The organism is Streptomyces sp. NBC_01520 (assembly GCF_045040375.1).
Taxonomy (GTDB): Bacteria; Actinomycetota; Actinomycetes; order Streptomycetales; family Streptomycetaceae; genus Streptomyces.
Genome location: NZ_CP109404.1, coordinates 7,749,916 through 7,774,312, shown reverse-complemented (window position 1 = coordinate 7,774,312; position 24,397 = coordinate 7,749,916). Strand labels below are relative to the sequence as shown.

15 protein-coding genes and 3 pseudogenes are annotated in these 24,397 nt (G+C 71.9%); 5 read left to right on the top strand and 13 right to left on the bottom strand.

Annotation, left to right across the window (positions count from 1 at the left end):
- Position 1: 1 nt before the first annotated feature.
- Together OG524_RS34885 and OG524_RS34880 are read right to left on the bottom strand one after the other, a co-directional pair.
- A complete protein-coding gene (locus tag OG524_RS34885) occupies positions 2 to 1,864 on the bottom strand; it encodes an IucA/IucC family protein (protein ID WP_405812354.1) in 1,863 nt (620 codons plus the stop codon).
- Entirely contained in the window at positions 1,861 to 3,063 is a 1,203-nt protein-coding gene (locus OG524_RS34880; protein ID WP_405812353.1) for an acetyl-CoA carboxylase biotin carboxylase subunit family protein, read from the bottom strand. The genes OG524_RS34885 and OG524_RS34880 overlap by 4 nt, the downstream gene beginning before the upstream one ends.
- Positions 3,064 to 3,279: 216 nt before the next feature.
- On the opposite strand from OG524_RS34880, the gene OG524_RS34875 reads away from it, so the two are divergent.
- A complete protein-coding gene (locus OG524_RS34875; RefSeq protein ID WP_405386187.1) occupies positions 3,280 to 4,152 on the top strand; it encodes a (2Fe-2S)-binding protein in 873 nt (290 codons plus the stop codon).
- 73 nt (positions 4,153 to 4,225) lie between these two features.
- Here OG524_RS34875 and OG524_RS34870 read toward each other — a convergent pair whose 3' ends face one another.
- Together OG524_RS34870 and OG524_RS34865 are read right to left on the bottom strand one after the other, a co-directional pair.
- A complete protein-coding gene (locus tag OG524_RS34870; RefSeq protein ID WP_405812352.1) occupies positions 4,226 to 7,603 on the bottom strand; it encodes a pyruvate carboxylase in 3,378 nt (1,125 codons plus the stop codon).
- A gap of 270 nt (positions 7,604 to 7,873) precedes the next feature.
- Positions 7,874 to 8,323, bottom strand: a complete 450-nt coding sequence (locus OG524_RS34865; RefSeq protein WP_405812351.1) for a Fur family transcriptional regulator — start codon at positions 8,321 to 8,323, stop codon at positions 7,874 to 7,876.
- A 468-nt stretch (positions 8,324 to 8,791) separates the two neighbouring features.
- On the opposite strand from OG524_RS34865, the gene katG reads away from it, so the two are divergent.
- Both katG and OG524_RS34855 read left to right on the top strand, forming a co-directional pair.
- Positions 8,792 to 11,023, top strand: a complete 2,232-nt coding sequence (gene katG / locus OG524_RS34860) for a catalase/peroxidase HPI (RefSeq protein ID WP_405386193.1) — start codon at positions 8,792 to 8,794, stop codon at positions 11,021 to 11,023.
- A gap of 103 nt (positions 11,024 to 11,126) precedes the next feature.
- Positions 11,127 to 12,239 (top strand): PucR family transcriptional regulator, encoded by a 1,113-nt coding sequence (locus OG524_RS34855; RefSeq protein WP_405812350.1) that lies wholly within the window; start codon positions 11,127 to 11,129, stop codon positions 12,237 to 12,239.
- 58 nt (positions 12,240 to 12,297) lie between these two features.
- On the opposite strand, the gene OG524_RS34850 is transcribed toward OG524_RS34855, so the two are convergent.
- The 3 genes from OG524_RS34850 to OG524_RS34840 all read right to left on the bottom strand — a co-directional run bounded on the left by OG524_RS34850 (position 12,298) and on the right by OG524_RS34840 (position 16,401).
- Positions 12,298 to 13,698 carry a carboxylesterase/lipase family protein gene (locus tag OG524_RS34850; protein ID WP_405386197.1) on the bottom strand — a complete coding sequence of 467 codons (1,401 nt, stop codon included), beginning with the start codon at positions 13,696 to 13,698 and terminating at the stop codon, positions 12,298 to 12,300.
- A gap of 81 nt (positions 13,699 to 13,779) precedes the next feature.
- Positions 13,780 to 14,670 carry an alpha/beta hydrolase family protein gene (locus OG524_RS34845; RefSeq protein WP_405812349.1) on the bottom strand — a complete coding sequence of 297 codons (891 nt, stop codon included), beginning with the start codon at positions 14,668 to 14,670 and terminating at the stop codon, positions 13,780 to 13,782.
- A gap of 189 nt (positions 14,671 to 14,859) precedes the next feature.
- On the bottom strand, positions 14,860 to 16,401 hold the full coding sequence (locus OG524_RS34840; RefSeq protein ID WP_405386200.1) for a long-chain-fatty-acid--CoA ligase: 1,542 nt from the start codon (positions 16,399 to 16,401) through the stop codon (positions 14,860 to 14,862).
- Positions 16,402 to 16,541: 140 nt separating this feature from the next.
- Here OG524_RS34840 and OG524_RS34835 point away from each other — a divergent pair, with 140 nt between their 5' ends.
- The gene (locus OG524_RS34835; protein ID WP_405812348.1) at positions 16,542 to 17,759 is read left to right on the top strand and encodes a PucR family transcriptional regulator; all 1,218 of its coding nucleotides are present in this window, start codon (positions 16,542 to 16,544) and stop codon (positions 17,757 to 17,759) included.
- Positions 17,760 to 17,790: 31 nt separating this feature from the next.
- Here the strand turns inward: OG524_RS34835 and OG524_RS34830 are convergent, their stop codons facing one another.
- The 4 genes and pseudogenes from OG524_RS34830 to OG524_RS34815 all read right to left on the bottom strand — a co-directional run bounded on the left by OG524_RS34830 (position 17,791) and on the right by OG524_RS34815 (position 22,615).
- Positions 17,791 to 18,381, bottom strand: a complete 591-nt coding sequence (locus OG524_RS34830; protein ID WP_405812347.1) for a DUF4232 domain-containing protein — start codon at positions 18,379 to 18,381, stop codon at positions 17,791 to 17,793.
- A gap of 462 nt (positions 18,382 to 18,843) precedes the next feature.
- Positions 18,844 to 19,047, bottom strand: a pseudogene (locus tag OG524_RS34825) (GNAT family N-acetyltransferase); the annotation flags it as partial.
- Between the two features lie 86 nt (positions 19,048 to 19,133).
- A complete protein-coding gene (locus OG524_RS34820) occupies positions 19,134 to 21,167 on the bottom strand; it encodes a prolyl oligopeptidase family protein (RefSeq protein WP_405812346.1) in 2,034 nt (677 codons plus the stop codon).
- Positions 21,168 to 21,574: 407 nt separating this feature from the next.
- Positions 21,575 to 22,615 (bottom strand): NAD(P)-dependent alcohol dehydrogenase, encoded by a 1,041-nt coding sequence (locus OG524_RS34815; protein ID WP_405386208.1) that lies wholly within the window; start codon positions 22,613 to 22,615, stop codon positions 21,575 to 21,577.
- Positions 22,616 to 22,784: 169 nt separating this feature from the next.
- Here OG524_RS34815 and OG524_RS34810 point away from each other — a divergent pair, with 169 nt between their 5' ends.
- Complete coding sequence (locus OG524_RS34810) at positions 22,785 to 23,729, top strand: helix-turn-helix domain-containing protein (RefSeq protein ID WP_405812345.1); 945 nt, start codon at positions 22,785 to 22,787, stop codon at positions 23,727 to 23,729.
- A gap of 48 nt (positions 23,730 to 23,777) precedes the next feature.
- Here the strand turns inward: OG524_RS34810 and OG524_RS34805 are convergent.
- Both OG524_RS34805 and OG524_RS34800 read right to left on the bottom strand, forming a co-directional pair.
- A pseudogene (locus OG524_RS34805) lies at positions 23,778 to 23,879 on the bottom strand (hypothetical protein); the annotation flags it as partial.
- A 51-nt stretch (positions 23,880 to 23,930) separates the two neighbouring features.
- Positions 23,931 to 24,130: pseudogene (locus OG524_RS34800) on the bottom strand (rhamnogalacturonan lyase); the annotation flags it as partial.
- Between the last annotated feature and the right edge of the window lie 267 nt (positions 24,131 to 24,397).

Sequence of the window (24,397 nt, the reverse complement as noted above, 5' to 3'; positions counted from 1 at the left end):
TTCATGCCTTCCGCAAAAGATAGTTGGGGCCGGTGGTGTAGTGCTTGTTGATGTCGGCTGCGCCGGACCGGGCCTTGGTGAGCAGGGTGCCGGCCGTCACCATGGCCTTCACGGGCAGCTCGGGGGCGTCGAGGACGCGGGCGCGCAGCACGGCCGCGGCGTCGGGCCGGGTGACGGCGGTCCGGTCTATCGCCTCCGCGAGCCGGTCGCGTACCAGCCCGAGCAGCCGGTCGAGGGGCGCGGTGCCGTGTGCGGCGAGACCGAAGGCCAGGGAGCCCGCGCACAGGTGGACGGTGATGGCGGTGAACAGGTCGGCGACGGCCCCGTCCCCCGTGACGCATATCCGCCGGTCGGCGAAGCCGAGGGTGTCGGCGGTCGGCTCGGCGCACCCCCAGGCCTCGGCCAGCCGCCGGGTGTGGACGCGCGGCCCGTCGTTGTCCTTCAGGAGCAGCCGGGGCCCGTCCGTGCCGCCGCCGAGGACGAGGGAGATGTTCTGCTGGTGGGACTCCAGGGCGATGCCGTGGCCGAAGAGGGTCGTCTGCCAGTCCAGCAGCAGGGTCAGCACCGCGTCGGCGAGGGCGACCTGGTCGCCGCCGTGGAAACGGTCGGCGAGGTGGCCGATGACGGGGCGGCCGTCCGGGGCCGGTGCCAGCAGTGCGGCGAGCGGGAGGACGGTGGCGTCGTCGAGCCCTGGTGGCTGGGTGCGGCGGAGTACGGCGAGGAGTTCGTGTCCGGCGTGGGCGTAGCAGGTCTCGTCGGCGAGGAGGACGCGCCCGGCGAAGCGGGGTTCCCGGTGCAGGACACCTTCCAGGAGGCGCTGCCCGGCGGCGCCGTCACGGAGTGAACCGGGGGTGACGGTGCGCCGGTTGAGCAGGCCCAGGGTGGCGGTGGCGAGCGGGAGTTTGAGGTGGGTGCCGGGCCGGTCGGCGAGCGCGACGGTCCGCATGGACAGGGTCGGGACGACGTGGAGCAGGGGCCGCTCGGCGAGGACCGCGTGCCGGGCGAGGCCGGTCTCGGCCAGGGCGTCGTGGAGGCGGCCGGCCGCGGTGAGGGGGTGGACGGGCAGCAGGACGTGTCCCTCGTGGTGGCTGCGCGGCAGTCCCAGCTCGGCGGGGGTGGGCCAGCCGTCGTCCAGTCGTACGCCTGCGGCTTCCGGGCCGGAGCCGGTGGACGGGGTCACGCCGGAGCAGGGGTGCGAGACCGCGCCGGAGCCGGTCGCGGGTGCCGGGGTGATGTGCCCGGCGGGCAGGGAAAGCCAGCGGAGTGCGAAGCGGGGGTGGAACTCGGGTGCGTACGCCCGAAGTTCCCGCTCCCCCAGCCCCTTCCGGCCTCGGGGGACGGGGTGCACGGGGTGGTCGGTCCGGGCCGCGAGGGTGTCGTGGGCGAGGGATCCGGTGTGGCCGTGCCAGTGTGCCGGGCACGGCCCGTGGCTGTCCGTCAGACGGGCGAGGACCGTGTCGCGGGTCGCGGCGTGCAGGTGGCGGGCCGCAAGGTCGCTGCGGCACTCCTCGGCGAAGGCCGTGTAGCCGGGCGCGTCCTCCGGGGCGGCGAGCCGGGCGAGGGCGGCGAGCACGGCGTCGCAGGTGGTCAGGTCGGTGGCGTCGGGTTCCTGGCGCAGGAGGGGCAGCCGCGCGGCCCAGGTGCTCTGGAAGCCGTCCTCGCGTACGGGGAGGAGGAGTGCCTGGCCGGGGCCGGTGCCGAGCCGCAGCCAGGGGCCGTCGGCGCGGTGCAGGAGGGTGGCCCCGGTGCGCAGCCCGGCCACGTCCTCCCGCAGCAGGGCGCCGAGTACGCGCAGGAGTTGGTGGTCCGCGGCCGGGGGTTCGGTGGTTCCGGGGCCGGTGACGCGAGGCCGGGCGGCGGTCACGGGGTGATCTCCCACCGCTGGGCGGCGAGGAACGCGTCGGCGGCACGGTCCACGGTGTCCTGGTCGGGGCCGATGGTCCGGAGGATGCCGAGGTAGTCACGGTTGGTGCGGTGCAGCGGGTGACGCTCACCGGTCGGGCGCAGGGGGCGGTAGGTGAGGCGTACGTCCCCCTCCGTGCGGTCCGCCGCGCCGGGTGCGGAGGTGAGCACCCCGGCGCGGTCGGCGCACGGGGAGTCGATCCGGGCGGCACGGTCCGTGCGCGCGCCGAGGCTCTCGGGGAGGGGTTCACCCAGATGGGTGGCGAGTATGTGGTCGAAGAGCGGGATGTCGAGGAGGTCGGCGAGGAGGAGGTCGCAGTGGTCGCCGATGGCGCGGTAGTTCACCTCGATGATGCGCGCGCGGCCTTCGTGGACGACGAACTCGGTGTGGCAGGCCCCGAATCCCACGCCGAGCAGCGCGAGCCGGTCGAGCACCTGCGCGCGTACGGCGGCGGCGGGCTCGGGGACGTATGTCAGCCGTTCCTCCATGAAGTACGGCGGGGGCGAGAGGCGGGTGTGGAATCCGCCGAGGACGTGCAGACGCCGGCCGTCGCCCAGGGTCTCCAGGGTGTACAGCTCGCCGGGCAGGAACTCCTCGACGACCAGGGCGGCGTCCGGTCGGCGTGCGCGGATCTCCGCGCACAGGCGCAGGAGTGCGGCGGGGTCGTCGGCCCGTACGACGTCCTCGCTGGCGACGCCCTCGCGGGGTTTCACCACGCAGGGGTAGGGCACTCCCCCGGCCTCCACGCACGCGTCCGGCGACCGGCCGGGCAGGACCTCGACGGCACGGACGGGGTCGGCTGCCGTGGCCGCGAGGTGACGGCGCATCAGGGCCTTGTCCTTGGTGCGCAGGGCGGCCCGCCAGCTCTTGCCGGGCAGGCCGAAGAACTCGGCGACGAGGGCGCCCTGGGTCTGGAGGTGGTCACTGTTGGTGAAGACGGCGGCGGGCCGCCCGCGACGCGAGATGTGGGTGATCACGGCGTGGTGGTCGCGGACGTCGCAGGCGGTGACCTCCACGTCCGGCCCGAGGGAGCCGGGTGGTCCGTACGTCTCCGGCTGGTCGGTGAGCAGGGTCACCGACAGGCCGAGCCGCCCGGCGGCCGGGAGGAAGCCGCTGACGACCGAATCGGTCGGATTGAGGGCGAGCAGGTACGTCTGCATGGGAGGTCACTTCCGGCGAGCTGGTACGACGAGAATCGAATGGGAGCTTAGGTTAGGCAAACCTATTTCCACCAACTGATCGACATGGGCGGGGAATTCACCGGAACACCGCCGACTGGTAGTAAGGTGAGCCTCCCCTAAGCGGCTTGATCCGCCGGCTGCCGCCTTGGCCGCGGATCGCGCCCCTTCGTGTGCACGTCCTTCTAGGAGCCCTTCGTGATCCTCGCCCCGGCACCGGCATCCCTCCGGCCCGCCGAGAGCTCCGCCGCCCTCCTCGCGTCCACCTACCGCCGCCTCACCAGGCTCTGTCCGGGCCTGGACGCGGAGGTCGCCGAGCCGGGCGCACCGGCCGGGCAGAGCTGGGTCGACGTCGCCGAACTGGCGCTCCGGCCCGGTTCGCTGGACGCCTTCCTCGACGCGGAGGCCGCCCGGATCACGGAGCGCTACGACCACCGGGCCCGCCCGGACGTGGTCGCATCCCGGCTGCTGCACGACTGTCTCTGGTCGATGTGCCTGCTGATCGCCGGGCCCTGGTACCTGGACCGCCGGGTGCCGCTGGCCCGTCCGGAGGACGTACGGATCGGCCGGTGCGAGGACCGGTACCAGGTGGTGCCGGGTACGTTCGCCTGCCTGCCCGGTGATCCGGCGGAGAGACTTCCCGGGGTGCGTACGGTGCCGGGCGAGGCCGCGCTGGGCGACGTGCTGCGCACGGCCGTCGCCGATCTGGTGCGCCCGCTGTGCGCGGCGCTGGGGCCCCGGGTGCGGCGCGGGCCACGGGCGCTGTGGGGCATGGTCGAGGACGACCTCGTCTCGGGCATCTGGTACGTGGGCCGCATGCTGGGCGAGGAGGAGCAGGCGGTCGCCGCGGCCGGACGGCTGCTGCCGGGGCCCGTCCGCCCGTTCCCGTCCGGCGCGGGATTCCGGTGGCTGACGGACGCGGACGGCACGTCGCACCCCACGCGGGACCGGGCCGGGTGCTGCCTCTACTACACGATCCGCCCGGCGGAGGCCTGCGGCACCTGCCGCCGCACCTCGGACGCCGAACGCCTGCGCCGCATCGAGGCCGAGCGGGCCCCGGCCGCCGGGTGACGACGCCCCGGAGCGCGGAAGGCCGGCCCGGGAGGGATTCCCGGGCCGGCCTTCGGTGCTGACGACGCGGATGTCAGCCGATCTCGATGAGCAGATCGCCGGCCTCGACCTGCTGGATCTTCCCGATCGCCAGTCGCTCGACCGTGCCCGCGCGCTGGGCGGTGATGGAGGCCTCCATCTTCATCGCCTCGATGGTGGCCACCGTCTGACCCGCCGACACCGAGTCGCCCTGCGCCACCTGCAAGGTCACGACACCCGCGAACGGTGCGGGGACGTGCCCGTCGTTGCCCCGCTCGGCCTTCTCCGCGGCCTTGACCTCGGTGGCGACCGACGTGTCCCGCACCGACACGGGGCGCAGCTGGCCGTTGAGCGTGGCCATCACCGTACGGAAGCCACGCTCGTCGGCCTCCGAGATCGCCTCCAGCTCGATCAGGAGCGTGACACCGGCCCCCAGGGTGACGGTGTGCTCGGTGTCCGGTTCCAGACCGTAGAAGAAGTCCTGCGTGGGCAGTACGGACGTGTCCCCGTAGGCCTCGCGATGGGCGTCGAACTCCTTGGTCGGGCCGGGGAACAGCAACCGGTTCAGCGTCGCCTTCCGGTCCCGGCCCAGCCCCTCCCGGTCCTCCTCCGACAGGGTCGCGGCCTCGGCCTGTGCGGGACGGCCCTGGAGCGCGCGCGTACGGAACGGCTCGGGCCAGCCACCGGGCGGGTCGCCCAGCTCACCGCGCAGGAATCCGACCACCGAGTCCGGTACGTCGAACTTGCCGGGGTCCGACTCGAAGTCGGCCGCGTCGACCCCGGCGCCGACCAGGTGCAGGGCGAGGTCTCCCACCACCTTCGAGGAGGGGGTCACCTTGACCAGCCGGCCCAGCATGCGGTCGGCCGCCGCGTAGCAGTCCTCGATCAGCTCGAAGCGGTCGCCGAGACCGAGCGCGATGGCCTGCTGACGCAGGTTCGACAGCTGACCGCCGGGGATCTCGTGGTGGTAGACGCGCCCGGTGGGCGAGGCCAGCCCCGACTCGAAGGGCGCGTAGACCTTGCGCACCGCTTCCCAGTACGGCTCGAGTCCGCCGACCGCGTCGAGCGAGAGCCCGGTCGCGCGTTCGGTGTGGTCGGTGGCCGCGACGAGCGCCGAAAGGGACGGCTGGCTGGTGGTGCCCGCCATCGAGGCGACGGCGGCGTCGACCGCGTCGACGCCCGCGTCGATCGCGGCGATCAGCGTGGCGAGCTGGCCGCCCGCCGTGTCGTGGGTGTGCAGGTGCACCGGGAGGTCGAAGCGCTCGCGCAGTGCGGTGACCAGGGTGCGGGCGGCGGGCGGGCGCAGCAGGCCGGCCATGTCCTTGATAGCCAGGACGTGTGCGCCGGCCTCGACGATCTGCTCCGCGAGACGCAGGTAGTAGTCGAGCGTGTAGAGCTGTTCGGACGGGTCCGAAAGGTCCGAGGTGTAGCAGAGGGCGACCTCGGCGAGCGCGGTGCCGGTGTTGCGTACGGCGTCGATGGCGGGACGCATCTGCGAGACGTCGTTGAGCGCGTCGAAGATCCGGAAGATGTCCATGCCGGTCGCCGCCGCCTCGGCGACGAAGGCCTCGGTCACCTCGACGGGGTAGGGCGTGTAGCCGACGGTGTTGCGGCCGCGCAGCAGCATCTGTGTACAGATGTCGGGCACCGCCTCCCGCAGGGCCGCGAGCCGCTCCCAGGGGTCCTCGGCGAGGAAGCGCAGGGCCACGTCGTAGGTGGCACCGCCCCAGCACTCCAGGCTGAGCAGCTCCGGTGCGGTGCGGGCGACGTGCGGGGCGACGGCCAGCAGGTCGCGCGTCCTCACCCGGGTGGCCAGCAGGGACTGGTGTGCGTCACGGAAGGTCGTGTCCGTCACGGCGACGGCCCGCTGCGCACGCAGCTCCGCCGCGAACGCCTCCGGTCCGAGTGCCGCGAGGCGCCGGCGTGAGCCTTCGACGGCCGGTGCTCCCGGAGGGAGGTGAGGGAGCTTGGCGACCGGGTCGATGACCTGGGGGCGCGGGCCGTGGGGACGGTTGACGGTCGTCTCGGCGAGATAGGCGAGCATACGGCTTCCGCGGTCCGCGGAGGGGCGGGCCCGGATCAGCTCCGGGTGCTCGGCGATGAAGCTCGTCGTGATGCGACCCTCGCGGAAGCCGGGGTGGTCGAGCACGGCACCCAGGAAGGGCAGGTTGGTGGCCACTCCGCGGATGCGGAACTCGGCGATCGCCCGCCGTGCGCGACGGGCGGCGTTGGCGAAGTCGTGACCGTGGCAGGTCAGCTTGACCAGCATCGAGTCGAAGTGGGCGGACACCTCGGCACCGGTGTGGACGGTGCCGCCGTCGAGCCGTACGCCGGGGCCGCCCGGGGAGCGGTAGGCGGAGATGGTGCCGGTGTCGGGGCGGAAACCGTTGGCGGGGTCCTCGGTGGTGATGCGGCACTGCATGGCCGTGCCGTTGAGGACGATGTCGTCCTGCGTCAGACGCAGTTCCGGCAGGGACTTCCCCGCGGCGATCCGGAGCTGACCGATCACCAGGTCCCGCCCGGTGACCTGCTCGGTGACCGTGTGTTCCACCTGGATGCGCGGGTTCATCTCGATGAAGACATGGTTGCCGCGCTCGTCGACCAGGAATTCCACGGTGCCCGCGTTGACGTACCCGATGTGCTCGGCGAACGCGACGGCGTCGGCGCAGATGCGTGCGCGCAGCTCGGGGTCGAGGTTCGGCGCGGGCGCGATCTCGACCACCTTCTGGTGGCGTCGCTGCAACGAGCAGTCCCGCTCGTACAGGTGGACGACGTTGCCCTGCGTGTCGGCGAGGATCTGCACCTCGATGTGGCGCGGGTTGAGGACCGCCTGCTCCAGGAAGACGGTGGCGTCGCCGAACGCCGACTCCGCCTCGCGCATCGCCGCGTCGATCGACTCCCGCAGGTCGGCGGGCTCGGCGACGCGCCGCATGCCGCGCCCGCCGCCGCCGGCGACGGCCTTCACGAACACCGGGAACCCGATGGAATCCGCTGCGGCGACCAGCGTGTCGACGTCGTCGGACGGTTCCGAGGACTTCAGGACGGGAACCCCGGCCTCGCGGGCGGCCGCGACGGCCCGGGACTTGTTGCCGGTGAGGTGCAGTACGGAAGCGGGGGGCCCGACGAAGGTGATTCCGGCCTCGGCGCACGCGGCGGCGAGGCCCGGGTTCTCGGACAGGAAGCCGTATCCGGGGTAGACGGCGTCGGCGCCCGCCTTCAGCGCGGCCTTGATCACCTCGTCGACCGAGAGGTAGGCGCGTACCGGATGGCCCTTCTCGCCGATCTGGTAGGCCTCGTCGGCCTTGGCGCGGTGCAGCGAGTTGCGGTCCTCGTAGGGGAACACGGCCACGGTGGAGATGCCGAGCTCGAACGCCGCGCGGAACGCGCGGATGGCGATCTCGCCCCGGTTGGCGACCAATACCTTGCGGAACATCAATGTCCCCTGTCGTGTTGCGGGCACGCGGCCCCAGGTGGCGATGTCATTCCGGCTGCCGGGATCGGCATCCGCTGTCCCCGTGGACGGTACCGATCACCAGGGGTGGCGTCGATCTCCCACCGACGGGAGATAGCTCACGCCGGTGGGGTGCCTCACGCCGGTGTGAGCGGGGTCGACACCGGTCCGGTGCCGCGGCCGGACCTTCGCGCGCGGGGCGCGCGAACGCCGACACGCCGTCAGGGACGCACCGTCCCCGGGCGTGTCCGCTCAGCGGGGTGCGTCGCCCGCCGGGGAGGGCCGTACGGCCGGGGCGCAGTCCGGGCACAGCCCGCGGTAGGTGACCTCGGCCTCGGACACGGTGAAGCCGAAACGCTCCCCGGCCGGGAGGCCGGCCAACGGGTCGCCGGTCGGGTGGACATCGCGGATCGCGCCGCAGCCGGAGCACACCAGATGCTGGTGCGGGCTGTGCGCGTTGGGGTCGAAGCGCTTGGCTCGGCCGTCGGTGGAGACCTCCATGACCTCACCCAGGGAGACCAGCTCACCCAGGGCGTTGTACACGGTGGCGCGCGAGATCTCGGGCAGTCTCCGGACCGCGAGGGCGTGCACCTCCTCGGCCGTGAGGTGTACGTGGTCGCCGTCGAGGACCTCCGCGACGACACGCCGCTGCGAGGTCATCCGCCAGCCACGGGCCCGCAATCGCTCCAGCAGGTCACTCATGTTCGGTTCACCTCTTCAGGTTCGGCGGGATGTCCGAAGTTCACCGGGTGAGCGTCCGGGATCCGATTGAATACGAGTTTGGCGCGCTTGTTGACCTGGACTCCATCCATCGTAGGATCGGTTCCGGCAATAGCCAAGGGACAGGAAGCCTCTTCAGTACGGCAGGAGACCGAGACGTGACGGCACCACCACCGAGGACCCGTGCGGTGCCGGTCGGCGAATGGCAGCCGTCCGCGTCGTGTCGCTCCCGCCTCGGCCGGGCACCCACGTCGCCCCGGCACGGTCCGGGGGCGCGCGGTGCCGTTGCCGGCATCGACCGGCCGGGCGGGTGACCGGGCCCCCTCGCCGACCGCGTCCGGCGACTTCGCCTCCCGGCCGGCGAGGCCGAGGTCACCCGCTCCTGTTCCACGACCGCACGACCGCCCGCAGTTCCTGAGCAAGTGATCCGCCCAGCCCGGAAGGATTCCCATGTCCGAGAACCATGATGCAATCGTCGTAGACGCGAAGACGGAGGGCGGAGGTGGCTGCCCCGTCGCGCACGGACGCGCCCCTCACCCGACGCAGGGCGGCGGAAACCGCCAGTGGTGGCCGGAGCGGCTCAACCTGAAGATCCTCGCGAAGAACCCCGCAGTGGCCAACCCCCTCGGCGCGGACTTCGACTACGCCGAGGCGTTCAGGACGCTCGACCTCGCGGCCGTGAAGCAGGACATCGCCGAGGTGCTGACGACCTCTCAGGACTGGTGGCCGGCCGACTTCGGCCACTACGGCCCGTTCATGATCCGGATGGCGTGGCACAGCGCGGGCACCTACCGGATCAGCGACGGCCGCGGCGGTGCCGGGGCCGGGCAGCAGCGCTTCGCCCCCCTCAACAGCTGGCCGGACAACGGGAACCTCGACAAGGCCCGGCGCCTGCTGTGGCCGGTCAAGAAGAAGTACGGCCAGAGCCTCTCGTGGGCCGACCTCATGATCCTCACGGGCAACGTCGCCCTGGAGTCGATGGGCTTCGAGACCTTCGGCTTCGGCGGCGGCCGTCCCGACGTGTGGGAGCCCGACGAGGACGTCTACTGGGGACCCGAGACCACCTGGCTCGGCGACGAGCGCTACACCGGTGACCGGGAGCTGGAGAGCCCCCTCGGCGCGGTCCAGATGGGCCTCATCTACGTCAACCCGGAGGGCCCCAACGGCAACCCGGACCCGCTCGCCGCGGCCCGTGACATCCGTGAGACGTTCCGGCGGATGGCGATGAACGACGAGGAGACGGTCGCCCTGATCGCGGGCGGTCACACCTTCGGCAAGACCCACGGCGCGGGCCCCGCGGACAGCGTGGGCCCCGACCCCGAGGCCGCCCCGATCGAGGAGCAGGGCCTCGGCTGGAAGAACAGCCACGGCACGGGCAAGGGTGGCGACACGATCACCAGCGGCCTTGAGGGCATCTGGACGAACACCCCGATCACCTGGGACAACACCTTCTTCGAGATCCTGTTCGGCCACGACTGGGAGCTGTTCGAGAGCCCCGCGGGCGCGAACCAGTGGCGGCCGAAGGACGGCGCCGGGGCGGGGACCGTGCCCGACGCCCACGACGCGTCGAAGAGCCACGCCCCGACGATGCTCACCACCGACCTCTCGCTCCGGTTCGACCCCGCGTACGAGCAGATCTCACGGCGCTTCCTGGCGAACCCGGCCGAGTTCGCGGACGCCTTCGCCCGCGCGTGGTTCAAACTGACCCACCGTGACATGGGTCCGGTCGTGCGCTACCTCGGCCCCGAGGTCCCGGCCGAGACCCTGGTGTGGCAGGACCCCCTCCCCGCCGTGACCCACACGCTCGTCGACGCCGAGGACATCGCCTCCCTCAAGAGCCAGGTCCTCGCCTCGGACCTGTCCGTGTCGGAGCTGGTGTCCACCGCGTGGGCGTCGGCCTCGTCCTTCCGCGGCAGCGACAAGCGTGGCGGTGCGAACGGCGCCCGTATCCGTCTCGAGCCGCAGAGCGGCTGGGAGATCAACAGCCCCGACCGGCTGGCGTCGGTGCTGCGCACCCTGGAAGGCATCCAGGAGTCGTTCAACTCCGCCGGGACCGACGGCAAGCAGATCTCGCTCGCCGACCTGATCGTGCTGGCCGGCGCCGCGGCCGTCCAGCAGGCGGCGAAGGACGCCGGTTTCGACGTGGAGGTCCCGTTCACGCCGGGCCGGGTGGACGCGTCGCAGGAACAGACCGACGTGGAGTCCTTCGCCGCGCTGGAGCCGGCCGCCGACGGGTTCCGCAACTACCTCGGTAAGGGCAACCGGCTGCCGGCCGAGTTCCTGCTGACGGACCGGGCGAACCTGCTGACCCTGAGTGCCCCCGAGATGACGGTGCTCGTCGGCGGTCTCCGCGTCCTGGGCGCGAACCACCAGCAGTCGTCGCTCGGCGTCCTCACCACGACCCCCGGGTCCCTGACCAACGACTTCTTCGTCAACCTGCTCGACCTGGGCACGACGTGGACGGCGACGTCCGGGGACGCGAGCACGTTCGAGGGCCGCGACTCGGCCACGGGCGAGGTCAGGTGGACCGGCAGCCGGGTCGACCTGGTCTTCGGGTCGAACTCCGAGCTGCGTGCGCTCGCCGAGGTCTACGCGAGCGACGACGCGAAGGAGAAGTTCGTGAAGGACTTCGTCGCGGCGTGGGACAAGGTGATGAACCTCGACCGGTTCGACCTCGTCTGATCCCGGCGTCCGGGCCGGCCCGCACAGGCCGGCCCGGACGGCTCGGGCTCTCGGCCGTACGGCGTGATTGACGGAAGCGTTTGGGCGATGTGACGATACGCCGATGCCTGGCCTACACGCACGGATGGCTGTTCGCGGCGGTGACTTCACCGCTGCCGTGGTCGCCCGCTGCGTGGCGGAGGTGCCCTTCTACGGGGAGCTGCCGCGCCGGACGCTCGACGGTGAGGTGGCACGGTCGATCACCGCCGTGCACGATCTGATGCTGCGTGCGCTGCGTGAGGACGGTGTGATGGGCCCGGGTGACCTGACCCGGCTCATCGAGTGGTCGGGGCGCCGGGCCGAGGAACGCGTGCCCCTGGAAGCCGTGATCGCCGCCTACCTCATCGGGGCGGAGGTGTGGTGGCAGGTGCTGTCCGAGACGGCGGAGCCGGGGGAACTGTCCGGCGCGGGAGCCAAGTTGCTGGCCTGCCTGCACGCGGCGATGCCCGCGGTCGTGCTCGCCCACCGCAATGCCCAGGAGGACATCCACAGCGAGGACAAGCGGGTACGCCGGGCGCTGCTGACGGCTTTGCTGACCGGCCGGCCGTACGAGGAGCTGGCCGGGGCGGCTGGGGTCGCGGTGGGTGGTGAACACGAGATCGTCGCCCTGGCCTTCGAGTCGAATCCGCCGGCCAGGCTGGTGCAGTCCTCGCTCGAGGCCCACGCGGGCGTCCCGGTGCTGATGGATCACGTCGCCGGTATCGCGCTGCTGCCGGGCACCTGCGACCTGTCCGGCCTGCCGGATTCGCTCGGCAAGGACGTCGGGCAGCGTGTGTTCGCGGCCGCCGCCCAGGCCGCCGGACCGACGGCCGTTCCCGCGGCGGCCGCGGAGGCGGGGCGTGTACTCGAACTCGTACAGCGGCTGGGCCGCCCGCCCGGGTTGTACCGGCTCGACGACGTGCTCCTGGAGTTCCAGCTCGCGCGTCCGGGTGAGGCGCTGCTGCGGCTGGCGGCCAAGCTCGATCCGCTGGAGGAGCATCCGTATCTGCTGGAGACCCTGCGGGTGTTCGTCGACCACGGACACAACCGCCGCCGGACCGCGTCGGAGCTGTGCGTCCACCGCAACACGCTGGACTACAGGCTGCACCGGGTGAGCACGCTGACCGGGCTCGACCTCGCGGTCCCCGCCGAGGCGCGGCTGCTCCAGGCGGCGCTCGTCGCCAGGGACCTCGCCTGACGACGGCCCCGCTGCTGCGGGGCCCGGCAGCACGGCCCCGCAGCGTGCCGGGACGGCACTACAGCCAGGCCCGCAGCTCCTCCTGCCGGGGCGCGAGGACCGTATCCGTGTCCGGATGGTCGAAGACCATGACCGGCCGGCGTGTGTCCCAGGCGGTCCAGCCGGGGTCTCCCGAGGTGGCGAAGTCCACCCAGGCCCGGTGCATGACGTCGGCCAACGGCTGCGGTGCGTCCGGCCCGGTCAGTGATTCACCGTGGCGGAGGTTGTCGAAGACGAATCCGATCTCCAGGGCGTGGCACGCGCCCAGTCCCAGGACCGGCGAGCCCCACGCGAACTCATAGAGATACGTACGGGCCGGCCGGGAGTCGGCGAGCCGGTTGAGGGGCCCTCGCAGCAGCAGGTCGGTGGCCATCTCACCGAGGATCACCCCGGGCGAGGCGTCCGGCCGGGCGGCTCGGTAGAGCCGGGCCACCCGGCCGGGGATCCGGAACTTCAGCAGGGCGAGCCGCAGTGTGAGGCCGCTGACCCGGTCCAGCGCTCCGCTCGGCACGAACCACAGCCGGTACTCCTCCCGGTTGCAGCCCAGCAGCAGGTCGACCGTGGGGGGCGCCGGATCGGCCGGCACCACGTCGTCGTCGACGACGATGTGGAAGCCGGGCCCGCCGCTGATCGGGTCGGCCCCGCCGACCACCTCGTCCTGGGCGTCCAGCAGCCGTTCGCGGTCAACGGCGGCGAACTCCTCCGCCGTGGCGGGCACACTCAGTGCCTTCGCCATCGCCCGCACGGTCTTCGCGCCCCGGGCGCGCGTCACGGTCTGCGGCGGGCCGCTCTGCAGGATCGCCCGGTGGAACAGGCCTTCCGCACGGGGGCTCGTCAGCAGGGCGGCGATGCTGATGGCCCCGGCGGACTCGCCGCACACGGTGACGCACCCGGGGTCTCCGCCGAATCCCGCGATGTTGTCCTTCACCCAGGTCAGGGCCGCGATCTGGTCCAGCAGGCCCCGGTTGTCCGGTGCGTCGGGGAACACACCGAACCCCTCGACCCCGAGCCGGTAGTTGACCGAGACGAGGACCACGCCGTCGCGGGCGAAGGCCCGGCCGTCGTACAGGGGCATGGCCGCCGAGCCGTTCCGCAGGGATCCCCCGTGGATCCACACCATCACCGGCAGCGGTCCGCGATCGGCCTCCGGGGTCCAGATGTTGAGGTTGAGGCACTCGTCCCCCGGGATGTCCACCTCGGGGATCAGCCGGTCGAGCGGCGGCCGGTAGGGGCGTTGCGGGGCGGTGGGTCCGAACTCCCGCGCGTCCTTCACCCCTTCCCAGGGCTCGACGGGTGCGGGGGCGCGGAACCGGTGGACGCCGAAGGGCGCGGCAGCGTACGGGATCCCCAGGTACGCGGCGATTCCGTCCCGGACGCTGCCTCGTACCTTGCCCTGGCGGGTCGTCGCGATGATGTCCATGTCGGTCCTTTCACGAGAAGTGCCCGCCTCCCCTGTCGCGGAGGGGGCGACAGGGGAGGCGGTGAAGTGGCCCCGAAGGGGTTACGGGGTGGTGGCCGGGACGCTCAGGGCCAGGCTGTTCCGGCGGACGTCGGACCAGGTGGTGGTGTCGGTGCAGATGCCGCAGCCGGGGCCGAAGAACTGGGCACGGGCCGTCTGGTCGCCCATGAGGTGGGCACGGAACCACGCGGTGGTCGGTGCGGCGAACGGACCGGGGTCGCCGACGACCGTGAAGTGGTCGGCCCCGCGCAGCTCGCCGTAGAGCGCCGGGATGTGGTCGGCGGCGTTGTAGAAGGCCTTGACGAGGAAGGGGAAGACGATGCTGTCGTTCTGGCCGGCCAGCAGCAGCGCCGGGACGTGCACCGCGTTGATGTCGGCAAGCGGTCCGGGCTGGATCGGCAGGATGGTGTCGATGCGGGGGTCCGCGCCGACGACGATGGCCGCCGCGCCGCCCTGCGAGTGGCCCGACGCGCCGATGTGCTCCAGGTCGACGCGGTCACGGAAGATGCTGTCCGGGTCGGCGTTCCTGCCGGTGAGCATGTCGATGCCCGCTCGCATGGAGATGCCGAGGTTGGACTGCGGGGTGTTCGCCGCGGCGACGATGAAGCCCTGGCTCGCCCAGTGGAGCAGCAGGTCCCGGTAGACGAGGGGAATGCCGTTGGTGCCGTTGCCCCACACGATCACGGGGTGGCGGCGGTCGCTGTTCGCGATGTCGCGGGGGTAGTAGAGGGTGGTGATCACCCCGACCTCGACCGCGGTGGCGTACGGGCCGGGGGCCGCGAAGTCAGCGGTGGCCGGGGCCGCGGGGGTGCCGGTGGCGACGGCGGCGGCATCCGTGGGGGTGGATGCCGACGCCGTGGCCGCGCCGGCCGACGCGGTCAGGGCCAGAGCGAGGGCGGCCAACGGGACGAACAGTTTCCTTCTCCACAGCACGGCGACTCCTGACGTCAAGGTGAACTGAGTGATTCATCCGGATCACATCGGTGTTTGATCGCACATCCTGTGGGAGTAATCGGCGGCCGTCTCTGCGCAATCGCGGCAATCACCGACGAAGGAGTTCGTGCAACTTACCGAGAGTCGGGGGGCCGGCGGTGGTGCCATGCTCGGTCGGGTCAGGGCACGTCAGGGGGCAGGGGTGGGCTTCTCGTGGCTGTCCGGGGCCGGTCGTCCCTCCGCGGCCAGTTCCCGCTTGAGGATCTTGCCGGTGGACGTCAGCGGCAGGCTGTCGCGGAACTCCACGCTGCGGGGGTACTTGTAGGCGGCCATGCGTTCGCGGCACCAGGCGATCAGTTCGTCCTCGCCCAGGTCCGTACCGGGCACGGGGATGACGAACGCCTTGACGTCCTCCCCGTGCGTGGCGTGCGGGACGCCCACCACGGCGGCCATGCTCACGGCCGGATGCGTGATCAGGACCTCTTCGATCTCGCGCGGGTAGACGTTGAAGCCGCCTCGGATGATCAGGTCCTTGACCCGGTCCACGACGTAGTAGTAGCCGTCCTCGTCGCGCCGGGCGATGTCGCCGGTACGGAACCAGCCGTCGCGTACGACCGAGGCCGTGTCGTGGGGCCGCCGGTAGTAGCCCTTCATGACGTTGTGACCGCGGATGGCGATCTCACCCCGCCCGTCGCCCGCTACGGTCTCCCAGGTGTCGTCGATGAGCTTCATCTGCACGCCCCACACCGGCCGGCCGATGGAACCGGGCCTCGGCGGCAGGCCGGGCGGGTTGAAGCAGGCGACGGGCGAGGTCTCGGACAGGCCGTACCCCTCCTGTACGCCCACGCCGAAGACCTTCCCGAACTGCTGCAGCACCTCGACGGGGAGGGCGGCCCCGCCGGAGACCGCGGTACGCAGCCGGTCGGGCGGTGTCTGTTCGCCGAGTGCGCTCAGCAGCGCCCAGTACATCGTCGGCACCCCCGCGAAGAACGTCACCCCTTCGCTGCGCATCAGCCGGAGTGCCTGCTCGGCTTCGAAGCGGGGCTGCAGGACGAGGGTGGCGCCCCGGAGCAGGCCCATGTTCATCACCGCGCTCTGACCGAAGGCGTGGAAGAGCGGCAGCGCGGCCAGCATCACCTCGTCGTCCGCGCGCGTGAACAGCCGGTCGGCGATCAACGCGTTCATCACCATGTTGCGGTGGGTGAGCTCGGCCCCCTTGGGCCGGCCCGTCGTGCCGCTGGTGTAGAGGATCACGGCGGTGTCCTCCGCGTCCGTGGCCACCCCCTCGGCCGGCTCGGCGGGGGCGGGGCCGTCGCTCCCGTCCCCGGACAGCAGGAGGAAGTGCTCGCAGGCCGGCACCTGGTCGAAGCCCTCCTTCCCCACCTCGGCCAGTGGCAGCTCGGGGGTGCCCTCGAAGCAGAGGAAGGCCTTCGCACGGGAGTCCATGAGGTGGTACGCCACCTCCTGCGGGCGCAGCAGCACGTTCAGCGGCACCACGACCGCTCCGACGCGGAGTATGCCGAAGTAGGCGGCCGGGAAGTCCGGCACGTTCGGACAGGTCAGCGCCACCTTGTCGCCCCGGCCGACACCGTTGCGCCGCAGCCTGTCGGCGACGGCCTCGGACCGTGCCAGCAGTTCGGCGTAGGTCAGCCGGGTGTCACCGAGGACCAGTGCGGTACGGTCCGGGTGCTCCTGGGCGCTGTGCTCAAGCAGGGACGACAGATTCAGCATCAGTTCTCCTCAGCGGCTCGTGAGGAAAATGCTGCGGCACAACGTGGACGGCGCGCAGTGGGCGGATGACCTCGGATGCGCCATTCTCGTTGTGCGACCGCACAGTGACGGCCCGGGGGATGAACCGTATGCTGGCCGGCATGTCCGAGCAGCACGCCGATGGCGGCCTGATCGTTCCCCCGCTGCTGTCGGTGTGCGCGGCGGAACTGCTGGGGCGGGTCGACGCACTCGCCGACGACCTGTTCCGCGCGATCACCACGGACATCGCGCCGTACGCGCGGTTGAGCGACGAGATCCGGGCCGACGTGCGCGATTTCAACGAGCGCAATCTGCGCGAGCAGCTGACCTGTATGGCGCACCGCCGGCCGGTGCGCACGGACATCACCCGGCAGAGTGTGCGCCGTCGGGCCACGCAGGGCGTCCCTCTGGACGCGGTCCTGCACGCCTTCCGGATCGGCTACCGCCTGATGGCGGACACCCTCATCGACCGTGCCAAGAAGCAGCCCGGCACCACGATGGACGACATCGCGCAGGCCTCCATGTCCGTCTGGTCCCTCCTGGACGCGGCGTCGCAGACGGTGAACGACGTATACCGGGACACGCTGGTCGGTCTGGCCCGCGCCGACGAGCTGCAGCGGCTGCTGCTCCTGGACGCGCTGCTGACCGGGAAGACAGCCGACTGGGCGATGCTCGGCGGTACCGCCGCCTCCCTCGGTCTGCCCGAGCAGGGACCGTACGTCTGTGTCGTCGCCGAGCAGAGCGATGTCACCGCGATGGAACAGGCGCTGCTGCGCAGCGGACTGCGCTCCGCCTGGCGCCCGCGTCCCGACGGTCTCGCCGGCATCATCGCCCTGCCCGAGCCCGCTCTCGTCCCCGGCTCCGCGCACCTGCCGGGACCCGCCATGGTCCTGGACGTCGTCGGCGGTGCGGTCACCGGGCGGGCTGGGCTCAGCCCCGCGTACATCCGGCTGCGCGAGAGCGCCGACGCCCTGCGCCTGGCGACGCTGGCCAGGGCCTCGTTGCCGGCCGGTACGCGCGGGGCGGTCACGATCGATCATGATCCGGCCGCGGCCCTGGTCGCGGCCGGACCGGACCTGGCGCTGCGGATGGCCCTCACCCTGCTCGGTCCGGTCCTGGCCGCGCCGGACCGCAAGGACCTGATGGAGACGCTCACGGCATGGCTGGACTCGGACACCGGGTCCACGACCGAGATCGCCGAGAGCCTGTACTGCCACCGCAACACCGTCCGCAACAGGCTCGACCGCGTCTCCCGCCTCACCGACCGTTCCCTGCTCCGGCCCGCGGACGTCGCCGCCCTGTACGCCGGGGTGCGGGCTCTTGAGCTCCAGCCGGGGTGACGGCGCCTCCCGCACACCCCGTGCCGCCCGGTCAGCCGTCCACGGCCGTGGTCGTGAAGCGGTCGCCGCAGACGTGGAGTTGAGGAGTACGCAGGGTGAGTGCCTCGGTGGAGCCGGGCGGATAGACCCTGAGGTAGTCGGGCCGGTCCCAGCAACCGGGGCCGTCTGTGCCCTGGTTCAGCGTGTGGAGGGAGACGTCCGCCGTTCCACCGGGAGCGATCAGCGCCTGCTCCCGCGTGCCGCCCTCGCGCCCGGCCGGGTCGCCGATCACGCTGCCGTCGCGCTTGATCAGTGAGACGCCGGGGAAGCCGTGCAGGGTACAGGGCTCCTCGGACGTGTTCTCGAACGTGAGCCGGTAGTGGATCTGCCCCGCGCCCGCGTCGCCACGGCCCAGGCTCATGGACAGGCCGTCGGCCGTGCAGCGCCGGGAAGTCTGACCGGTGGCCGCGGGTTCCGAGCCCGCGGGTTCGCCGGGGGCGATTGCGGGTGCGGAGGACGGCACACCCGAGGGGCTCGCCGTACCCGGTGCGGTGCTGCCGGGCACGGAACGCGTCGCCCCGGCCGGTCCGGCCGCGTCCGAGGAGTCGCCGCAGCCGGCGGCGGTGAGGGCGAGCGACGCCATGGCGACCGGGACGAGGAGATGCCGGCGGATCGTCCACGTCCCACGGCGCCTCCTCCGGCTCCGCGGCCGGAGCGTGCGCTCGGACGGTGATGGGGTGGTGCGCGAGAGTGAGTCCATATCCCTCGCCTGCTCGGTTCGGGGCCTTCCGAACCCGCCGGCGCCCGATCCGAGGCTCGAATTCTTTTCCAAGCCGTCGCCCTGCCGGGCGGAACCTCGGTCCGGAGCCCGGCCCGGCAGGGTCTGACAGGGTCCGGCAGAGGGTCAGAAGACGGTGATGCCGCCCGCGAGTCCGGTATAGGCGACCGACCGGCCGACGTACACACGGACCTTGCCCGTGGGGGTCACCCAGCGGTTCCTTCGGGCCGGCACCCGCGACGGGGGGAACCTGCGGGAAAGGGCCAGGCGTCCTGGCCGGACAGGGCGAGGTCGAAGGTGTGGTCACCGGGTCCGACCGTCAGGGGTGCGCGCCCGGTGGTCGACTCCGCCTTTCGCCACGGGAACCTCCGTCGCGGTGCAGACCGCCAGGTAGTCGACCTCGCCGAGCCTGGACCGCTCCAACTACCGCGCCACACCGGCCAGATGGAGTTCGGCCCCCGACCATCCACAGGATGCCAGGTCCGCGGGCAGCAGATCGCGGACCGTCAGCCGCACCCACACATCGATCATTCTCGTCGCCTCCGGTCGGCAAGCCTCCGTGCCGGACGCGCGGGGCGCAACGCCTTTTCGCCCCGGCGCACGGCGGAACGCGGCGGTCAGCCGGAGGCCGGCCCGTCCGCCCGGGTGAGGTGCTTCCGCAGGAACGTCTGCACCAGGGCCCTGTTGTGGGCGGCCTGTTCGTTGTCGTTGGCGCCCGCGTGGCCACCGCCGGTGTTCTCGTGGAGCAGTACCTGGTGGCCGAGTTCACGCAGCCGTGCGGCGGCCTTGCGGGCGTGGCCGGGGTGGACGCGGTCGTCGCGGGTGGAGGTCGTCAGCAGCACCGGCGGGTAGTCCTGGTCCGCGGTGAGCTGGTGGTAGGGCGAGAGCGCGCGCAGATGGGGACGGTCGGCCTCGTCGTCCGGATTGCCGTACTCGGCGATCCAGGACGCGCCGGCGAGGAGCTTGTGGAAGCGGAGCATGTCCAGCAGCGGTACCTCGGCGACGATCGCACCGAACAGCTGCGGGTATCGGGTGATCATCGCGCCCATGAGCAGGCCGCCGTTGCTGCCGCCCGTGGCGCCGAGCATGGCAGGGGTCGTGATGCCGCGGGCGACGAGGTCCGTGGCGACAGCCGCGAAGTCCTCGAAGGCTCGCGGCCGGTCGGCGCGGAGCGCGGCCTGGTGCCAGCCCGGTCCGTATTCGCTGCCACCACGGATGTTGGCGATCACGTAGGTGCCTCCGCGCTCCAGCCACCCACGGCCCGTCACCGCGCCGTAGTAGGGGGTGAGTGGGACCTCGAAGCCGCCGTAGCCGTAGAGCAGGGCGAGGCCGGGTCCGGTGGCGGTCCGGTCGGGTCCGATCACGAAGTACGGCACGCGCGTGCCGTCCTGGGAGGCCGCGAAGAACTGCCGCACCTCCAGCCCGGACGCGTCGAAGCGGGCCGGGGCCTGCTTGATGATCTCCGAGTCGGCGCCGACGTGCCCGTGGTGGAGGGTGGACGGCTGCAGGAACCCCGACACGTCCAGGAAGTACTCGTCGGAGACGTCCGGGTCCGTGTCCACGACGGTGGCGGCGGACAGCGCCGGGACGTCCGTGAGCGAGGTACGCGTCCACGGGCCGTCGGGGGTGGGGGTGAGCACCTCGATGCGGGTGCTGACGTCGTGCATCGTCTCCAGGATCAGGTGGTGCCGGGTCCAGGAGTGCCCGGCCAGCGACGTCCGTTCGTCCGGGGTGAACAGCACCCGTGCGGTGCGGTCGCCCGCGAGGAAGGCGTCGAAGCCGAACGCCAGCAGGGAGCCCTTCCGCTGTCCGAGCCAGTCGGACTTCAGGGTGACGAGCAGGTGCTCGCGGTGGACCTCGGCGTCGGCGTCGTCGGGTACGTCGATCCTGACGAGTGAGTCGTCGGGGGCCAGGAGGTAGGTCTCGCCGCGGTAGAAGTCCATCGACCGGGCGACGAAGTCCCGTTCGAAGCCGGGTGTGCTGTCGTGCCACCCTCCGGCCGACACGTCCTCCGTCCCTGTTTCGAAGACCAGGGCGGCCTGCTCCAGCGGTGTGCCGCGTCGCCATCTGCGCACCGTGCGGGGGTAGCCGGAGTCGGTCAGCGAGCCGGAGCCGGAGTCGGTGCCGACGAAGACGGTGTCGTCGTCGATCCACCCGATCGTCGTCTTCGCCTCCCCCACCTGGAAACCGTCCTCGACGAAGGCCCGCGTGGCCAGGTCGAACTCCCGCACCACGACGGCGTCACCGCCGTCGCGCGACAGGTGCACCAGTGCCCGGTCGTGATCCGGCGGGCGCACCCGCGCACCCGCCCACACCCACTTCTCGTCCTCCGCGGCGACGAGCGCGTCGACATCGAGGAGGACGTCCCACTCGGGAGCGTCCTTGCGGTACTGCTCCGTCGTCGTACGCCGCCAGACGCCGCGCACGTGTTCGGCGTCCTGCCAGAAGTTGTAGAGGAACGCGCCGCGACGGACGGTGCAGGGGATGCGGTCCGACGCGTCCAGCACCTCCCGCAGGCTCTTCTTCAGGGAGGCGAAGCCGGCGCCGGCGGTCAGCGCCTCCGCCGTCTCCGCGTTCCGCTCGGCCACCCACGCGAGCGCGGCCTCGCTCTCGACGTCTTCGAGCCACAGGTACGGGTCGCGATCAGTCACGAGCTCAATTGTGCAGGTCCGGAGCCCGTGGCGGGACCACGTCCGCGGAGACCGTCCGCGGATGCCGTCCGCGGATGCCGTCCGCGGATGCCGGCGCCGGCGGGCCGGACCGGCGCGGGCCCGTGGTGACGGATCCCGTGCCGGCCCCTTCCCGCCGCTCCGTGATGGCCTGTGGCCAGGCCCGGCCGCCCGTCTCCGCGCTAGGCGCCGACGTCCCGGCTGCGCATGTCGTCGAGCGTCTCCCGGCGTACGAGCAGCCGGGCCCGGCCTTCGTGCACTCCCACCACCGGCGGTGCGGCGCGGCTACGCCCCACCCAGGCGGGTGGGGCGTAGCCGGTCGGGCTGTCAGGAGGCCGTACGCCGGGCACACCGTCGCGGCACCCGGCGTGGCCCGGCAGGGCATGACCTCAGATGGTGGCCGTGTCGATCACGAACCGGTAGCGCACATCGCTGTTCAGCACGCGCTCGTACGCCTCGTTGATCTCGGAAGCGCCGATCAGCTCGATCTCCGCGCCGAAGCCGTGCTCGGCGCAGAAGTCCAGCATGTCCTGGGTCTCCTGGATGCCTCCGATACCGGAGCCCGAGAGGGACTTGCGGCCGCCGATCAGCGAGAAGAGGTTGACGGAGATCGGCTCCTCCGGGGCGCCGACGTTCACCAGCGCACCGTCCGTCTTCAGGAGGGCGAGGTAGGCCCCGAAGTCCAGCGGCGCGGACACCGTGGACAGGATGATGTCGAACGTGCCGGCCAGCTCCTCGAAGGTCTTCGGGTCGCTGGTGGCGTAGTAGTGGTCGGCGCCGAGCTTCAGCCCGTCCTCCTGCTTGCGCAGGGACTGCGAGAGCACGGTCACCTCCGCGCCGAGCGCGTGCGCGATCTTGACGCCCACGTGCCCGAGGCCGCCCATACCGAGGACGGCGACCTTCTTGCCTGGTCCGGCGTTCCAGTGCTTCAGCGGGGAGTACGTGGTGATGCCGGCGCAGAGCAGCGGTGCGGCCTCGTCCAGCGACAGGCCGTCGGGGATGCGGACGGTGTAGTTCTCGTCCACGACGATGTGCGTGGAGTAGCCGCCATAGGTGGGGTCACCGTTCTTGTCCAGGGCGTTGTACGTGCCGGTGTTGCCCTTGGCGCAGTACTGCTCGAGGCCGGCCTTGCAGTTGTCGCACTCGCGGCAGGAGTCGACCATGCAACCGACGCCCACGCGGTCGCCCACGGCGAACCTGGTGACGCCGGGACCGGTCTCGGTGACGATGCCCGCGATCTCGTGGCCGGGCACCATCGGGAATATGCCCTGGCCCCAGCCGTCGCGGGCCTGGTGGATGTCGGAGTGGCAGATGCCGGCGAACTTGATGTCGATCAGGACGTCGAACTCGCCGACCGCACGACGCTCGACGGTGGTGCGCTCCAGCGGAGCATTGGCGGCGGGTGCGGCGTACGCGGCGACAGTGGTCATGCGGGAGTTCTCCTAAGGAGTGGTCCGTGCCCGGCAGCCTTCGTCCGGGCACGTCGTCCAGCCTGCCCCAGCTCACGTACCTCACCAAGACCACAGTTCCGCCTACGTCCAGTGGTCCTACTACTGGCGGGGTCAGGATGCTGTGCGTACGACGGTGGATACTGGGTTCATGGACGAGCAGCCTGTATTCGAGCATCGGCCCGCCGGCGGCGGCTCCGCCCCGGGTGACGGCACGGGGCAGGCCCTCGCACGCGCCGAGCTCAGCGAATTCCTGCGCACCCGGCGTGCCCGGCTGAAGCCGGAGGAGGTGGGGCTGCCCGATTTCGGGCGGCACCGGCGGGTTCCGGGGCTGCGCCGCGAGGAGCTGGCGCAGCTGGCCGGAGTGTCCGTGGCGTACTACACACGTCTTGAGCAGGGCAACGGACGGAACGTGTCCGCGGAGGTACTGGACGCGATCGCGCGTGCGCTGCGGCTGACGGACGCCGAGCAGGCGCATCTCACCCACCTCGCGAAGCCCAAGCAGCACCGGAAGAAGCCGTCGGCGCGGCAGCAGCGGGTGCGCGGGACGCTGTGCCGGCTGCTCGACACCATGGAGGGTGTCCCGGCGTACGTCATCGGGCGGCGTTCGGAGGTCCTGGCCTGGAACCGGATGGCCGCGGCGGTCTTCGGCGACTGGTCGGAACTGCCGCCGCAGGAGCGGAACTGGGCGCGGATGGTGTTCCTGAAGCCCGAGTACCGCGAGCTGTTCGTGGAGTGGGACCAGAAGGCGACGGACATCGTCAGCTACCTGCGGATGGACGCGGGCTGCCATCCCGACGACCCGCGACTCTCCGCTCTCGTCGGCGAGCTCTCCGTGAAGAGCCAGGAGTTCCGACGGCTGTGGGCCACCCATGACGTCAAGGAGAAGAGTCACGGCGTCAAGCGGCTGCACCACCCGCTGGTGGGTGAGCTGTCGCTCTCCTTCGAGACGTTCGCCCTTCCCGACGACGCCGAGCAGTCGGTGGTCGTGTATCACGCGGAGCCCGGTTCGGCTTCGGCGCAGGCACTGCGGCTGCTCGCCAGCTGGGGTACGGACGCGACGCGGGCGGGCGCGTCCGTACCCGGGGAGCAGTAGCACCGGCTCACGGCACCGACGGTGCCGGGGCCATGGCCGGGAGGGGCCTGCCTGCTTCGCGCCGAGGTAGTAGCTGACCTGCGGCGGCTGGTTGTACCCGGTGTTCTGGAGGGCTGCGCCGAGCCGGTAGACATCGTGCTGGGGGTGGATCCGTTGACGTACGCGGTGGCGGACAGCAGCCGGCCCTCACGGTTGCCCCAGGTGTCTGCGCAGTCGGCGACGGACCCGCGGGCGGGTTCGAAGGGCACGGAGTCCATGACCCTGCCGGTCCGGCCGTCGAAGACCGACAGGAACCGGGGACCGCTGAGCACGGCGCAGTGCTCGGCGAGGTGTGAGGCGGTCGCGCTGCCGATGACCGTGCCCGCGGAGTCCTTCGACCCGTCCGACGTACGCACGGACATCTCGGCCGCTGTCCGCGGGCAGGGCGGCCCTCTCCTCGGCAGCACGGCCGACTACTGGAGGGCGCCGCCGGTCGTGGCGAGCGCGGCGGCGAGGAGCACGGCGGCGAGCCTGCCGGAGTGACGGGGTCCGCGGGGGATCGGAACATCTGGCGACCTCTTGTCGGGTGGGAGAGGATCTGACGTACCCGAGGTCGCCGCCGGCCGGGAGGTTGCCGGGACGGGGAGGTTGCCGGGACGGGGAGGTTGCCGGCCGTTGTCCGCGCACGG

What these genes read in the sequence shown, in the direction of transcription:
- OG524_RS34880 (WP_405812353.1), bottom strand. Translation starts at nt 3,063, where the DNA reads ATGCAGACGTACCTGCTCGCCCTCAATCCGACCGATTCGGTCGTCAGC.
- OG524_RS34870 (WP_405812352.1), bottom strand. Translation starts at nt 7,603, where the DNA reads ATGTTCCGCAAGGTATTGGTCGCCAACCGGGGCGAGATCGCCATCCGC.
- OG524_RS34865 (WP_405812351.1), bottom strand. Translation starts at nt 8,323, where the DNA reads ATGAGTGACCTGCTGGAGCGATTGCGGGCCCGTGGCTGGCGGATGACC.
- katG (WP_405386193.1), top strand. Translation starts at nt 8,792, where the DNA reads ATGTCCGAGAACCATGATGCAATCGTCGTAGACGCGAAGACGGAGGGC.
- OG524_RS34855 (WP_405812350.1), top strand. Translation starts at nt 11,127, where the DNA reads ATGCCTGGCCTACACGCACGGATGGCTGTTCGCGGCGGTGACTTCACC.
- OG524_RS34850 (WP_405386197.1), bottom strand. Translation starts at nt 13,698, where the DNA reads ATGGACATCATCGCGACGACCCGCCAGGGCAAGGTACGAGGCAGCGTC.
- OG524_RS34840 (WP_405386200.1), bottom strand. Translation starts at nt 16,401, where the DNA reads ATGCTGAATCTGTCGTCCCTGCTTGAGCACAGCGCCCAGGAGCACCCG.
- OG524_RS34835 (WP_405812348.1), top strand. Translation starts at nt 16,542, where the DNA reads ATGTCCGAGCAGCACGCCGATGGCGGCCTGATCGTTCCCCCGCTGCTG.
- OG524_RS34830 (WP_405812347.1), bottom strand. Translation starts at nt 18,381, where the DNA reads ATGGCGTCGCTCGCCCTCACCGCCGCCGGCTGCGGCGACTCCTCGGAC.
- OG524_RS34815 (WP_405386208.1), bottom strand. Translation starts at nt 22,615, where the DNA reads ATGACCACTGTCGCCGCGTACGCCGCACCCGCCGCCAATGCTCCGCTG.
- OG524_RS34810 (WP_405812345.1), top strand. Translation starts at nt 22,785, where the DNA reads ATGGACGAGCAGCCTGTATTCGAGCATCGGCCCGCCGGCGGCGGCTCC.